Source organism: Pseudomonas sp. NY8896, from assembly GCF_039634505.1.
Window position 1 is genome coordinate 5,324,613 of record NZ_CP132350.1, and the last position, 13,355, is coordinate 5,337,967.

Genomic DNA, 13,355 nt, shown 5'->3' on the forward strand with positions numbered 1-13,355 from the left:
TAGCGCCATCGGCCTACGCCGGCCTGCGCGATCCTTGCATGCCAAAGCATTGGCGCCGGGCTACTATCTACCCTTTTGCGCCTGACGATGGACCGCCCGATGCCCAGTTCTGCCCGCCTGCTGTTGCCGTTGTACCTGCTTGCCTGCCTGTTGGCCCTGCTTGGGCTTGGAGGGCTCTGGTACGGGCTGGGTAAGCCGGTACACCTGGCCGATGCGGCCAGCCCGACGCACAAGCTGCAGTGCGCCTCGTACACGCCGTTCGACAAAGACCAGTCACCCTACGACCAGCCATTACAGCTGCGCCCGGCACGGATGGACGCCGACCTTGCTTTGCTGGCTGAGCGATTCCAGTGCATCCGCACCTATTCCATGAGCGGCCTTGAGGCAATCCCGGCGCTGGCACGCAAGCATGGCCTGAAGGTGATGTTGGGCGCCTGGGTCAACGCTCACCCGGCCGACACCGACAAGGAAATCGACCTGCTGATCGCCACCGCCAACGCCAACCCGGATGTGGTCAGCGCGGTGATCGTCGGCAACGAGACACTGCTGCGCAAAGAGGTGACCGGTGCACACCTGGCCAAGCTGATCGCCCGAGTGAAGCAACAGGTCAAAGTGCCGGTGACCTACGCCGATGTCTGGGATTTCTGGCTGCAGCACCCGCAGGTGGCACCGGCGGTGGACTTCCTGACCATCCACCTGCTGCCCTACTGGGAGGACGAACCGCGCGGCATCGACGATGCCTTGGCCCACGTTGCCGACGTGCGCCGGGTGTTCGGCACGCGCTTCGCGCCCAAGGACATCCTGATCGGCGAAACCGGCTGGCCCAGCGAAGGCCGCCAGCGCGAGACCGCTGTGCCCAGCCGAGCCAACGAGGCGCGCTTCATTCGCGGCTTTGTGGCCATGGCCGAAAGCAACGGCTGGCGCTACAACCTGATCGAAGCCTTCGACCAGCCGTGGAAGCGTGCCAACGAAGGTGCTGTAGGCGGTTACTGGGGGCTTTACGATGCCGACCGGCAGGACAAGGGCGTGCTCGAAGGGCCGGTGAGCAACCTGCATTACTGGCCACAGTGGTTGCTGGCGAGTGCGGTGTTGATGTTGGTCATGTTGATGCTCGCCGGGCGCCCCGCGACTGTGCAGGCGGCAGTGTTGCTGCCACTGCTGGCGGCGTTTGGCGCGGTTTGCCTGGGGCTGTGGGGCGAGTTGATGCGCACCCATGCACGCTTTGTCGGGGAGTGGGTGTGGGCGGTGGCACTGGCCGGGCTGAACCTGCTGGTATTGGCCCATGCGCTGCTGGCCTTGGCGCAACGGGCCGGCTGGCGCGAACGTTTATTCGCCTGGCTGCAGGCGCGGGCCGGCTGGCTGTTGCTGGCGGCGGGTTTTGCCGCAGCGGTGAGCATGCTGGCGATGGTGTTCGACCCGCGCTACCGCAGCTTCCCCAGCGCTGCGCTGGCGTTGCCGGCGCTGGTGTATGTGCTGTGGCCGGTAAGGGCGCGGCGGGCGGAGGTGGCGCTGCTGGCGTTCATCGTCGGCGCCGGGGTGGCGCCGCAGCTGTTCGTGGAAGGGCTGGAGAACCAGCAGGCCTTGATCTGGGCGGTAGTGAGTGTGCTGATGACAGCAGCGTTGTGGCGGAGCTTGCGAATGACTCGAAAAGCCTGAAAACACAGGTAACTGTAGGAGCGGCCTTGTGTCGCGATGGGCCGCAAAGCGGCCCCAGAATTCGAGAAGCAGCACAGATTGCCGGGGCCGCTGCGCGGCCCATCGCGACGCAAGGCCGCTCCTACACAGACCGCGTCGCCTTGGCTTTTCTTACAAGCCGCAGCCCCGCTAGCACCAGCGCAAACACGGCAATGCTGGCGGTGTACAACACCAGCGCAGGCACCGCGAACACCAATGCCACCACCGCCAGCCACCAGCCGGCGCGGCCGGAAACCACCTGTGCCAGCAGCGCCAACGCCAACCCACTCCAGGCCAACACCTGATGATGAATACCCAAGCCCAGCAGCGCGCGTACTTCACACTGCCAATACGCCGCAGGCGACGTGCACAGCCCTACCCACTGGCCATCCTCCATCAGCCCATAGCGCACGCCGTAACTGGCCGCGAGCCACAACCCCAGAAGCAGTACCAGCAGCGCAGCCGGCAGCGAACGAGACATCCAGTTCTCCAATAGCGGTAATCGAATTCATCCATGATCGCTTAAGCCCGGTTGTAAGGCAAAATCACAAACCTGCAGCTATGTTGCAGATAACCAGCACACCAAAGGCCACCGCGCCAGGCAACTTTGCCTGCGTTGATGTGGTCCTAGCCTGCACACTGCTCGACCTTGCGTTCTTTTGGGGGATTACATGCTTCGATCTTTGCGCCTCGCTGCCTTGCTCGGCAGCCTGCTTATGGCTGTGGCCGCTTCAGCGCGGGATATCGACGCCGCGAGCTACGGCTACCCCTTGACCAACCCGTTCGAAGCCACCATCGCCACCACGCCGCCGGACCAGCGCCCGACCCTGCCCAGCGACGACGAAATCAACCAGTCCGACTACAGCCTCAACCTGCGCCCGGAGCGCGAGTTCACTCTGCCCGACAACTTCTGGGCGGTGAAAAAGCTCAAGTACCGCCTGGCCCGCCAGGATCACGAGGCACCACTGATTTTCATCATTGCTGGCACCGGTGCGCCCTACAGCAGCAGCATCAACGAGTACCTGAAGAAGCTGTTCTACCAGGCTGGTTTCCACGTGGTGCAGCTGTCGTCACCCACCAGCTACGACTTCATGAGCGCCGCCTCGCGCTTTGCCACCCCCGGCGTCAGCCAGGAAGACGCCGAAGACATGTACCGGGTCATGCAGGCCGTGCGCGCCCAGCACCCACGCCTGCCAATCAGCGAGTTCTACCTCACCGGCTACAGCCTGGGCGCGCTCGACGCCGCCTTCGTCAGCCACCTGGACGAAACCCGCCGCAGCTTCAACTTCAAGCGCGTGCTGCTGCTGAACCCGCCGGTCAACCTGTACACCTCGATCAACAACCTGGACAAACTGGTGCAAACGCAGGTCAAGGGCATCGACCGCAGCACCACGTTCTATGAGCTGATGCTGCAAAAACTCACTCGCTACTTCCAGGACAAGGGCTACATCGACCTGAACGACGCCCTGCTGTATGACTTCCAGCAGTCGCGCCAGCACCTGTCCAACGAGCAGATGGCCATGCTGATCGGCACCTCGTTCCGTTTCTCGGCGGCCGACATTGCCTTCACCTCCGACCTGATCAACCGCCGTGGCCTGATCATTCCGCCGAAGTTCCCGATCACCGAAGGCAGCAGCCTCACGCCGTTCTTCAAACGCGCCTTGCAGTGCGACTTCGACTGCTACATGACCGAGCAGGTGATCCCCATGTGGCGTGCGCGCACCGATGGCAACAGCATCCTGCAACTGGTGAACCAGGTCAGCCTGTATGCCCTGGAAGACTACCTGCGCAGCAGCGACAAGATCGCCGTGATGCACAACGCCGACGACGTCATCCTCGGCCCGGGCGACATCGGCTTCCTGCGCCAGGTGTTCGGTGACCGCCTGACCCTTTACCCCCACGGCGGCCACTGCGGCAACCTCAATTACCGCGTCAACAGTGACGCCATGCTGGAGTTCTTCCGTGGTTAACAAACTCCTCTTCGCCACTGCCCTGCTGGCCGCCGGCCCAGCCCTGGCCGCCGAAACCGCCCCTCGGGCCAGCGTGATCGAGGCCGACCCGCAAGTGACCGCCGCACCACTGGCGCCCGAAGCCGACGGTTTTCTCGACCCGCTGCGCGAACTGAAATTCAACCCGGGGCTGGACCAGCGCGAGTTCGAGCGCTCCACCCTGGAAGCGTTGAACGTGTACGACCCGCTGGAGTCGATCAACCGGCGCGTCTACCACTTCAACTACCGGCTGGACCAATGGGTACTGCTGCCGCTGGTGAGTGGTTACCAGTACGTCACCCCGCGCTTCGTGCGTACCGGGGTGAGCAACTTCTTCAACAACCTGGGCGATGTGCCGAACCTGTTCAACAGTGTGCTGCAGCTCAAGGTCAAGCGCTCGGCAGAGATCACTGCCCGGCTGATGTTCAATACCATCATTGGTGTGGGCGGGCTATGGGACCCGGCGACCAGCATGGGCCTACCACGCCAGAGCGAAGACTTTGGCCAGACCCTGGGCTTCTACGGTGTGCCAGACGGGCCCTACCTGATGCTGCCGGTGCTGGGGCCATCGAACCTGCGCGATACCACCGGGCTGGTGGTGGACTATGCGGGCGAGCAGGCCATCAACTACCTGAACGTGCCCGAAACCAGCACCGACCACCCGGAAATTTTTGCCCTGCAGGTGGTGGATAAGCGCTACACCACCAAGTTCCGCTATGGCCAGCTGAACTCGCCGTTCGAGTATGAAAAGGTGCGGTATGTGTATACCCAGGCGCGCAAGTTGCAGATAGCCGAGTAACCTGTGCCGGCCCATTCGCGGCGGTTCGCCGCCTCGATGAACCCGCGAATGGGCCGTAACTGACAACGTCAAATCCCCAGGAACTGACACAACTCCCGCTTCTTGGCCAAAGCATCCCGTCGCCCCAACTCGATCAGTTCACTGCAATAACTCGCCTCGAACAGCAGATAGCTCAACACCCCCGCTCCACTGGTCCGCGTAGCCCCCGGCCCGCGCAGGAACAAGCGCAACGCCGCCGGCAGCTCACGCCGGTGCCGGGCGGCGATTTCGTCCAGCGGCTGGCTGGGCGCCACGACCAGCACCTCGACCGGCGCCAGCCCCAGGCGCCGGGCATCCAAGTGCGCTGGCAGCAAGCGGCTCAGGTGGTTGAGCCGCTGCAGCAACTCGATGTCGTCTTCCAGGCTGTCGATGAACGTGCTGTTGAGCATGTGCCCACCGATCTGCGCCAGGCTCGGCTGCTGGCCACTGAACACGCGCTGAGTGGGCAACGGCGGTGCCGGCCGCTGCGGGTTGCCGCTGACCCCGACCACCAGCACCCGGCTGGCGCCCAGGTGCAGGGCCGGGCTGATCGGCGCCGACTGGCGCACCGCACCGTCACCGTAATATTCGTCGCCCAACTGCACCGGGGCAAACAGCAGCGGAATGGCCGCGCTGGCCAGCAGGTGGTCGATGGTCAACGGCGTGGGCACGCCGATGCGGCGATGGCGCAGCCAGGCTTCGATGGTGCCGCGCCCTTGGTAGAAGGTGACCGCCTGGCCGGACTCGTAGCCGAAGGCGGTGACGGCCACGGCGCGCAACTGCTCGGCCGCCAGAGAATGGCCGATACCATCCATGTTCAAGTGTGCCTCCAGCAGGCTGCGCAGTGGGCTGCTGTCCAGCAGCGCCACCGGCGCCTGGCCACCCAGGCCCAGCAGGCTATGGCCAACGAAACGGCTGGCTTGGCGAACGACTCCGGGCCAGTCACTGCGTATGACCAGATGGCTGCGAAAGTTCTGCCAGAAGGCAGTAAGCCGTTGCACGGCCTCGTTGAAATGAGTGGCGCCGCTGGCCAGGGTAACGGCGTTGATGGCACCGGCAGAGGTACCGACAATGACCGGGAACGGATTATGTGCGCCGGCAGGCAGCAACTCGGCAATGCCAGCAAGGACGCCAACCTGATAGGCGGCGCGGGCGCCGCCGCCAGAAAGGATAAGACCGGTTACCGGGGGTGGGGCCATGAAGTCCTTCCTGGATCAGCTATTTTTCAGCGCTTTTTCTTCTCATACAGCCGTGGTGCACCCTCGGGCCGTGACTTGAACCGGCGGTGCGCCCACAGGTACTGCTCCGGACACTCGCGCAACACACCCTCGACCCACTGGTTGATACGCAGGCAGTCGGCCTCTTCGCTTTCGCCTGGGAAATCCGCCAGTGGCGGGTGGATTACCAGACGATAGCCGCTGCCATCCTCCAGGCGCTTCTGGGTGAACGGAATAACCTGCGCCTTGCCCAGCCGGGCGAACTTGGTGGTGGCGGTTACCGTGGCTGCGGGGATGCCGAACAGCGGCACGAAAATGCTCTGTTTGGCGCCGTAGTCCTGGTCGGGTGCGTACCAGATCGCCCGGCCCGAACGCAGCAGCTTGAGCATGCCACGCACGTCTTCGCGCTCCACTGCCAGCGAGTCAAGGTTATGCCGCTCACGGCCGCTGCGCTGGATGAAATCGAACAACGCGTTGCCATGCTCGCGGTACATGCCGTCGATGGTGTGCTGCTGGCCCAGCAGCGCGGCGCCGATTTCCAGGGTGGTGAAGTGCACCGCCATGAGGATGGCGCCCTGCCCCGCCTGCTGGGCGGCCTGCAGATGCTCCAGCCCCTCGATATGGGCCAGGCGCGCGAGCCTGGCCTTGGGCCACCACCAGCTCATGGCCATTTCGAAGAAGGCGATGCCGGTAGAGGCGAAGTTGGCCTTGAGCAAACGCTGCCGTTCGTCGACCGACAGTTCCGGGAAGCACAGCTCCAGGTTGCGCGCGGCGATGCGCCGACGCTCACCGGCGAAGCGGTACATCACGGCACCCAGTGCGGCACCGATTTTCAACAGCACCCGGTACGGCAACTGGACCACCAGCCACAGCAGGCCCAGGCCCAGCCACAGGCCCCAGAACTTGGGGTGAAGGTAATAGGGACGAAAACGCGGGCGTTCCATTGAAGCATCCGGAAAGACAAAGGCCGCGCATTCTACAACGGATCAGCGCATGTTGCGGGCAACCGGTGTTCTCGTTATAAGTCAGGGCACTTTTTTCGCAGCAAGCCGTCTATGCAGACCATGAGCCCAAACCACACACCCGACACCGCCTCCGTGTTCCAGCTCAAGGGCAGCATGCTCGCCATTACAGTACTGGAACTGGCGCGCAATGACCTTGAAGCCCTTGACCGCCAGTTGGCGGCCAAAGTCGCCCAGGCACCGAACTTCTTCAGCAACACGCCGCTGGTGCTGGCGCTGGACAAGCTGCCGGCCGACGAAGGGGCAATCGACCTGCCCGGCTTGATGCGCATCTGCCGCCACCATGGCCTGCGTACCCTGGCCATCCGCGCCAACCGCATCGAGGACATCGCCGCCGCCATCGCCATCGACCTGCCGGTGCTGCCACCGTCCGGCGCGCGCGAACGGCCGCTGGAGCCCGAGCCCGAGGTGGTCAAAAAGCCCGAACCCGCCCCGACGCCACCACCGGCCCCCGAACCCGAAGTGCGCCCGACCCGCATCATTACTGCGCCAGTACGCGGCGGCCAGCAGATCTATGCTCAGGGTGGCGACCTGATCGTTACCGCCTCGGTCAGCCCGGGTGCGGAACTTCTGGCCGATGGCAACATCCATGTGTACGGCGCCATGCGTGGCCGCGCCCTGGCCGGCATCAAAGGCAATACCAAGGCGCGGATCTTCTGCCAGCAGATGACCGCCGAAATGGTTTCAATCGCCGGCCAGTACAAAGTCTGCGAAGACCTGCGCCGCGACCCGCTGTGGGGTACCGGCGTGCAAGTCAGCCTGTCTGGTGACGTGTTGAACATCACCCGTCTTTAACGGATACTTGCCAGCATTTTTAGAGCAACTTTTTTACCGTTGCCGTCATTTACGCTATTTCAGTTATTTGCAGGGACTTGTGTCCCGACTATTTTAGGGGTGAAACACCTTGGCCAAGATTCTCGTGGTTACTTCCGGCAAGGGGGGTGTGGGCAAGACCACCACCAGCGCCGCCATTGGTACCGGCCTCGCACTGCGCGGCCACAAGACCGTCATCGTCGACTTCGACGTGGGCCTGCGTAACCTCGACCTGATCATGGGCTGCGAACGCCGCGTGGTGTACGACTTCGTCAACGTGGTCAACGGCGAAGCCAACCTGCAGCAAGCCCTGATCAAGGACAAGCGCCTCGAGAACCTGTACGTGCTGGCCGCCAGCCAGACCCGTGACAAGGACGCGCTGACCCAGGAAGGCGTGGAAAAGGTATTGATGGAGCTGAAGGAAACCTTCGACTACGTCATCTGCGACTCGCCGGCCGGTATCGAGAAAGGCGCGCACCTGGCCATGTACTTCGCCGACGAAGCCATCGTGGTCACCAACCCCGAAGTGTCCTCGGTACGTGACTCTGACCGCATGCTGGGCATTCTGTCGAGCAAGTCGCGCCGCTCCGAGAACGGCGAAGAGCCAATCAAGGAACACCTGCTGATCACCCGCTACCACCCAGAGCGCGTGGAAAAGGGCGAAATGCTGAGCATCGCCGACGTCGAAGAAATCCTGGCGATCAAGCTCAAGGGCGTGATTCCCGAGTCCCAGGCAGTGCTGAAGGCCTCCAACCAGGGTATCCCGGTCATCCTCGACGACCAGAGCGATGCCGGCCAGGCCTATAGCGATACCGTCGACCGTCTGCTGGGCAAAGAAAAGCCCCTGCGGTTCATCGAAGTGCCGAAGCAAGGATTCTTCGCGCGACTGTTTGGAGGCAAGTAAACCATGAACCTTTTTGACTTCTTTCGTGGCAGACAGAAACAGACCAGCGCGTCGGTAGCGAAAGAGCGTCTACAGATCATCGTGGCGCACGAGCGCGGCCAACGCAGCGAGCCGGACTACCTGCCGGCGCTGCAGAAAGAACTGCTGGAGGTGATCCGCAAGTATGTGAACATCGGCAACGATGACGTGCATATCGAGCTGGAAAACCAGGGCAGCTGCTCGATTCTGGAGCTGAACATCACCCTGCCGGATCGCTGATCAGGCTAAAAGCTGGGGCTGCGTTGCAGCCTTTCGCGACACAAGGCCGCTCCCACAAGGGTTATGCACTCCCCTGTGGGAGCGGCCTTGTGTCGCGAAAGGGCCGCAAAGCGGCCCCAGCGTTTTCTGCTACTTTCGTGAGAACTGCAATGCCGCTGTCGAATGTCCAGATCCTCTTCGAAGACGCCGCCATCCTGGTGATCAACAAGCCGACCCTGCTGCTGTCGGTGCCCGGCCGCGCCGAGGACAACAAGGACTGCCTGATCACCCGCCTGCAGGAAAACGGCTACCCCGACGCACTGATCGTGCACCGTCTGGACTGGGAAACCTCCGGCATCATCCTGCTGGCCCGCGATGCCGACAGCCACCGCGAGCTGTCGCGCCAGTTCCACGACCGCGAAACCGAAAAATCCTACACCGCCCTGTGCTGGGGCCAACCCGCGCTGGACAGCGGCAGTATCGACCTGCCGCTGCGCTACGACCCGCCAACCAAGCCACGGCATGTGGTGGACCACGAGCAGGGCAAGCATGCCCTGACGTTCTGGCGCATCGTCGAGCGCTGCGGCGACTACTGCCGTGTGGAGCTGACGCCGATTACCGGGCGTTCGCACCAGCTGCGCGTGCACATGCTGTCCATCGGCCACCCGCTGCTGGGTGACCGGCTGTATGCCAACCCCGAAGCGCTGGCGGCCCATGAACGGTTGTGCCTGCATGCGTCGATGCTGAGCTTTACCCACCCGGTCTCGGGGGAGCGGTTGAAGTTCGAGTGCCCTGCACCCTTCTGATTTTTGGCTGGCTGTTCCGGCCTCTTCGCGGGCTTGCCCGCGAAGAGGCAGACACAAATTGTCGACATTCTGCGCTAAACTCGCGCCACTGCTGTCTGGAGTGAGCTATGCGCGACGCACTGAATACTGGCCTTATCGACTTCCTCAAGGCCTCCCCCACGCCCTTCCACGCCACCGCCAGCCTGGCCCAGCGCCTCGAGGCTGCCGGCTACCAGCGCCTGGACGAACGCGACAGCTGGGCCACCGTGCCTGGCGGCCGTTATTACGTCACCCGTAACGACTCTTCGATCATCGCCATCAAGTTGGGCAAGCAGGCCCCACTGTTGAACGGCATCCGCATGGTCGGCGCCCACACCGACAGCCCGTGCCTGCGGGTCAAGCCACAGCCCGAACTGCAGCGCCAGGGCTTCCTGCAACTGGGCGTGGAAGTGTATGGCGGTGCCTTGCTGGCGCCGTGGTTCGACCGCGACCTGTCGCTGGCCGGACGCGTCACCTACCGCCGTGACGGCAAAGTCGAAAGCCAGCTGATCGACTTCAAGCTGCCGATCGCGATCATCCCCAACCTGGCCATTCACCTGAACCGCACCGCCAATGAAGGCTGGGCGATCAACCCACAGAACGAGCTGCCGCCCATCCTGGCCCAGGTCGCCGGTGACGAACGTATCGACTTCCGCGCCCTGCTCACCGAGCAACTGGCCCGCGAGCACGAGCTGATCGCCGACGTGGTCCTGGACTACGAGCTGAGCTTCTACGACACCCAGGACGCCGCGTTGATTGGCCTGCACGGCGACTTCATCGCTGGCGCCCGCCTGGACAACCTGCTGTCGTGCTATGCCGGCCTGCAGGCCCTCTTGGCCGCTGACAGCGACGAAACCTGCGTGCTGGTGTGCAACGACCACGAAGAAGTCGGCAGTTGCTCGGCCTGCGGTGCCGACGGCCCGATGCTGGAGCAGACCCTGCAGCGCCTGCTGCCCGATGGCGACTCCTACGTGCGCACCGTCCAGCGCTCGCTGATGGTGTCGGCCGACAATGCCCATGGTGTGCACCCCAACTACGCCGACAAGCACGACGGTAACCACGGGCCCAAGCTCAATGCCGGCCCAGTGATCAAGGTGAACAACAACCAGCGTTACGCCACCAACAGCGAAACCGCCGGCTTCTTCCGCCACCTGTGCATGGCCGAGGAAGTACCGGTGCAAAGCTTCGTGGTGCGCAGCGACATGGGCTGCGGCTCGACCATCGGGCCGATTACCGCCAGCCACCTGGGCGTGCGCACGGTGGATATCGGTTTGCCTACCTTTGCCATGCATTCCATTCGCGAGCTGTGTGGCAGCCACGACCTGGCGCACCTGGTGAAGGTACTGACCGCCTTCTACCGTAGCCGCGAATTGCCTTGATGCAGGCAGGTGCAAGCAGGCCCGGGCCTGCTTACACCTGCTCAAGGTCAATCCCGCCTCGCTTGCCAAGCGCTATGCTTGTTACATGGCCCCACTGCATAAGGATTGCTGTCCATGTCCCCGTTCCTGTCCCTGTTCGTGCCGGTGTTCCTGTTCCTGCTGCTGCTGACCATCGGCTTCAGCATGCGCGAGCGCAATATCGGTGTGCTCATGATGTGGATCGGCACTTTGGGGATCTTCGGCCTCACCTGCTGGAAGATCCTCGAGAAACTGCCGACATAAACCTCTACACTCGGTCAATCGTTTGACCTGAGGTAGATTTGCCAGTGCCTGCCCTCCTGCGTTACCTGTTCCTGCTGCTAGTGCTGTTCATCACCCCGGTACAGGCGGCGGGCCTGCCCGGCCTGCTGGGCGGCAGTGCGCCCGCGCAACCGGAGGCCACCGAGCCGCTGGGCAAGTCGCTGGACGAGGTGATCAAAAACCTTGAAAACGATCAGCAACGGGCCAAGCTGCTGGCCGACCTGAAAAAGCTGCGCGACGCCACGAAGCAATCGCAACCCAGCGTCGAGCAAGGCGTGCTCGGCCTGATCGGCGGCGCCCTGCATGACTTTGAGAAACAGTTCAGCGGCGATGCCAGCCCGTTCCACCGCTGGGCCGCGGAAATCGAACAAGCCCAGGCCGAGCTGAGCGAGCTGATGGTGCCGGTGCACCAGTGGCCTGCGATCCTGTTCGGCTTTGCTGCAGTGATTGCCGTGTGGAGCGTGCTGGCCTACGCCTTCAACTGGGTCGGTCACCGGGTACGCCTGCGCTTTGGCCTGAGTGAAGAACTGCCACAGCACCCGCGCACCTGGGACCTGGTGCGCTTCGCCCTGCGCAAGCTCGGCCCCTGGCTGGTGGCGCTGGTGTTCACCGTGTACCTGAGCTTCGTGCTGCCACCGTCGCTGGGCAAATCGCTGGCGATGGTGTTGGCCTACGCGCTGGTGGTCGGTACCTGCTTCTCGGCCATCTGTGTCATCGCCTTCTCGCTGCTGGACGGCCCACACCGCCACCGCGCCCTGCACATCCTGCGGCACAAGGCGTTCCGCCCACTGTGGCTGATCGGCAGTTTCGCCGCCTTTGGCGAGGCAATGAGCGACCCACGCATGCTGGTGGCCCTCGGTACCCACCTGGCCCACGCCCTGGCCACCCTGGCCAACGTGGTTGCAGCACTGTGCACCGGGCTGTTCATCCTGCGCTTTCGCCGCCCGATCGCCCACCTGATCCGCAACCAGCCATTGTCGCGGCGCCTGACCCGCCGCACCCTCAGCGACACCATCGAGATCCTCGGCAGCTTCTGGTTCATCCCAGCGCTGATCCTGGTGGCCATTTCGCTGTTCGCCACCTTCGTCTCCGCCGGTGACACCAGCACCGCCCTGCGCCAGTCGCTGATGTGCACGGTGCTGGTGGTGGTGTGCATGGTGCTCAACGGCCTGGTTCGCCGCCACGCCGCCAACCCCAAACGCGCCAACAAACGCCAGGCGGTGTACACAGAGCGCCTGCGCAACTTCGGCTATTTGCTGGTGCACCTGTTCATCTGGCTGGTGTTCATCGAACTGGGCCTGCGCGTGTGGGGCGTGTCGATGATCAGCTTCGCCGAAGGCGACGGCCACGACATCAGCCTGCGCCTGCTGGGCCTGGCGGGCACGCTGATCGTCGCCTGGCTGGTGTGGATCCTGGCCGACACCGCCGTACACCATGCCCTGGTGCGCTCGCGCCGGGGGCTGGCCAATGCCCGCGCGCAAACCATGATGCCGCTGATCCGCAACGTGATGTTCGTGATCATCTTCATCATTGCGGTGATCGTCGCCCTGGCCAACATGGGCATGAACGTCACACCGCTGCTGGCCGGTGCCGGTGTCATCGGCCTGGCCATCGGTTTTGGTGCGCAGTCGCTGGTGGCCGACCTGATCACCGGTCTGTTCATCATCATCGAAGACTCGCTGGCCATCGACGACTACGTGGATGTCGGCGGGCACCTGGGCACGGTGGAGGGGCTGACCATTCGTACCGTGCGCCTGCGCGATATCGACGGCATCGTGCATACCATCCCGTTCAGCGAAATCAAGAGCATCAAGAACTACTCGCGGGAGTTCGGCTACGCGATCTTCCGCGTGGCCATCCCGCACAGCATGAACATCGACCAGGCGATCACGCTGATTCGGGAAGTGGGGCAAAAACTGCGCAATGACCCGCTGATGCGCCGCAACATCTGGTCGCCGCTGGAGCTGCAGGGGGTGGAGAGCTTCGAGTCGGGTTCGGCAATCTTGCGGGCACGCTTCAAGACCGCACCGATCAAGCAATGGGAAGTGTCGCGGGCGTTCAACCTGGCGCTCAAGCGGCAGCTGGATGAGGCGGGGCTGGATCTGGCGACGCCGCGGCTGTCGGTGCAGGTGGTGACGGCCGGTGGAGGAACAGTCGCAGACTCCGGTTCCTCCAGTTAG

13 protein-coding genes are annotated in these 13,355 nt (G+C 63.5%); 10 read left to right on the top strand and 3 right to left on the bottom strand.

Annotated elements, in window-relative coordinates:
• Positions 1–87 precede the first annotated feature (87 nt).
• Positions 88–1,656 carry a beta-1,6-glucan synthase gene (locus tag Q9451_RS23950; RefSeq protein WP_012271012.1) on the top strand — a complete coding sequence of 523 codons (1,569 nt, stop codon included), beginning with the start codon at positions 88–90 and terminating at the stop codon, positions 1,654–1,656.
• A gap of 121 nt (positions 1,657–1,777) precedes the next feature.
• Here Q9451_RS23950 and Q9451_RS23955 read toward each other — a convergent pair whose 3' ends face one another.
• A complete protein-coding gene (locus tag Q9451_RS23955; RefSeq protein ID WP_012271011.1) occupies positions 1,778–2,155 on the bottom strand; it encodes a hypothetical protein in 378 nt (125 codons plus the stop codon).
• Between the two features lie 190 nt (positions 2,156–2,345).
• Between Q9451_RS23955 and Q9451_RS23960 the strand changes: the two genes are divergently transcribed.
• Together Q9451_RS23960 and Q9451_RS23965 are read left to right on the top strand one after the other, a co-directional pair.
• Positions 2,346–3,644 (top strand): serine protein kinase PrkA, encoded by a 1,299-nt coding sequence (locus Q9451_RS23960; RefSeq protein WP_012271010.1) that lies wholly within the window; start codon positions 2,346–2,348, stop codon positions 3,642–3,644.
• On the top strand, positions 3,637–4,461 hold the full coding sequence (locus tag Q9451_RS23965; RefSeq protein WP_012271009.1) for a VacJ family lipoprotein: 825 nt from the start codon (positions 3,637–3,639) through the stop codon (positions 4,459–4,461). Before Q9451_RS23960 ends, Q9451_RS23965 begins: the two co-directional genes overlap by 8 nt.
• A 68-nt stretch (positions 4,462–4,529) precedes the next feature.
• Here the strand turns inward: Q9451_RS23965 and Q9451_RS23970 are convergent, their stop codons facing one another.
• The gene (locus Q9451_RS23970) at positions 4,530–5,678 is read right to left on the bottom strand and encodes a patatin-like phospholipase family protein (RefSeq protein ID WP_012271008.1); all 1,149 of its coding nucleotides are present in this window, start codon (positions 5,676–5,678) and stop codon (positions 4,530–4,532) included.
• A 26-nt stretch (positions 5,679–5,704) separates the two neighbouring features.
• Complete coding sequence (locus Q9451_RS23975; RefSeq protein WP_012271007.1) at positions 5,705–6,640, bottom strand: lipid A biosynthesis lauroyl acyltransferase; 936 nt, start codon at positions 6,638–6,640, stop codon at positions 5,705–5,707.
• 111 nt (positions 6,641–6,751) lie between these two features.
• On the opposite strand from Q9451_RS23975, the gene minC reads away from it, so the two are divergent.
• The 7 genes from minC to Q9451_RS24010 all read left to right on the top strand — a co-directional run bounded on the left by minC (position 6,752) and on the right by Q9451_RS24010 (position 13,355).
• A complete protein-coding gene (minC, locus tag Q9451_RS23980; RefSeq protein ID WP_012271006.1) occupies positions 6,752–7,513 on the top strand; it encodes a septum site-determining protein MinC in 762 nt (253 codons plus the stop codon).
• Positions 7,514–7,622: 109 nt separating this feature from the next.
• Positions 7,623–8,435, top strand: coding sequence for a septum site-determining protein MinD (gene minD, locus Q9451_RS23985; RefSeq protein WP_012271005.1), 813 nt, complete (start codon positions 7,623–7,625; stop codon positions 8,433–8,435).
• A gap of 3 nt (positions 8,436–8,438) precedes the next feature.
• A complete protein-coding gene (gene minE, locus Q9451_RS23990) occupies positions 8,439–8,693 on the top strand; it encodes a cell division topological specificity factor MinE (protein WP_003252572.1) in 255 nt (84 codons plus the stop codon).
• Positions 8,694–8,842: 149 nt separating this feature from the next.
• Complete coding sequence (locus Q9451_RS23995; protein WP_012271004.1) at positions 8,843–9,478, top strand: RluA family pseudouridine synthase; 636 nt, start codon at positions 8,843–8,845, stop codon at positions 9,476–9,478.
• A gap of 107 nt (positions 9,479–9,585) precedes the next feature.
• Positions 9,586–10,875: a M18 family aminopeptidase gene (locus Q9451_RS24000; protein ID WP_012271003.1), complete on the top strand. Its 1,290-nt coding sequence runs from the start codon at positions 9,586–9,588 to the stop codon at positions 10,873–10,875.
• Positions 10,876–10,989: 114 nt separating this feature from the next.
• Positions 10,990–11,157 carry a hypothetical protein gene (locus Q9451_RS24005; RefSeq protein WP_012271002.1) on the top strand — a complete coding sequence of 56 codons (168 nt, stop codon included), beginning with the start codon at positions 10,990–10,992 and terminating at the stop codon, positions 11,155–11,157.
• Between the two features lie 44 nt (positions 11,158–11,201).
• Positions 11,202–13,355, top strand: a complete 2,154-nt coding sequence (locus Q9451_RS24010) for a mechanosensitive ion channel domain-containing protein (RefSeq protein WP_012271001.1) — start codon at positions 11,202–11,204, stop codon at positions 13,353–13,355.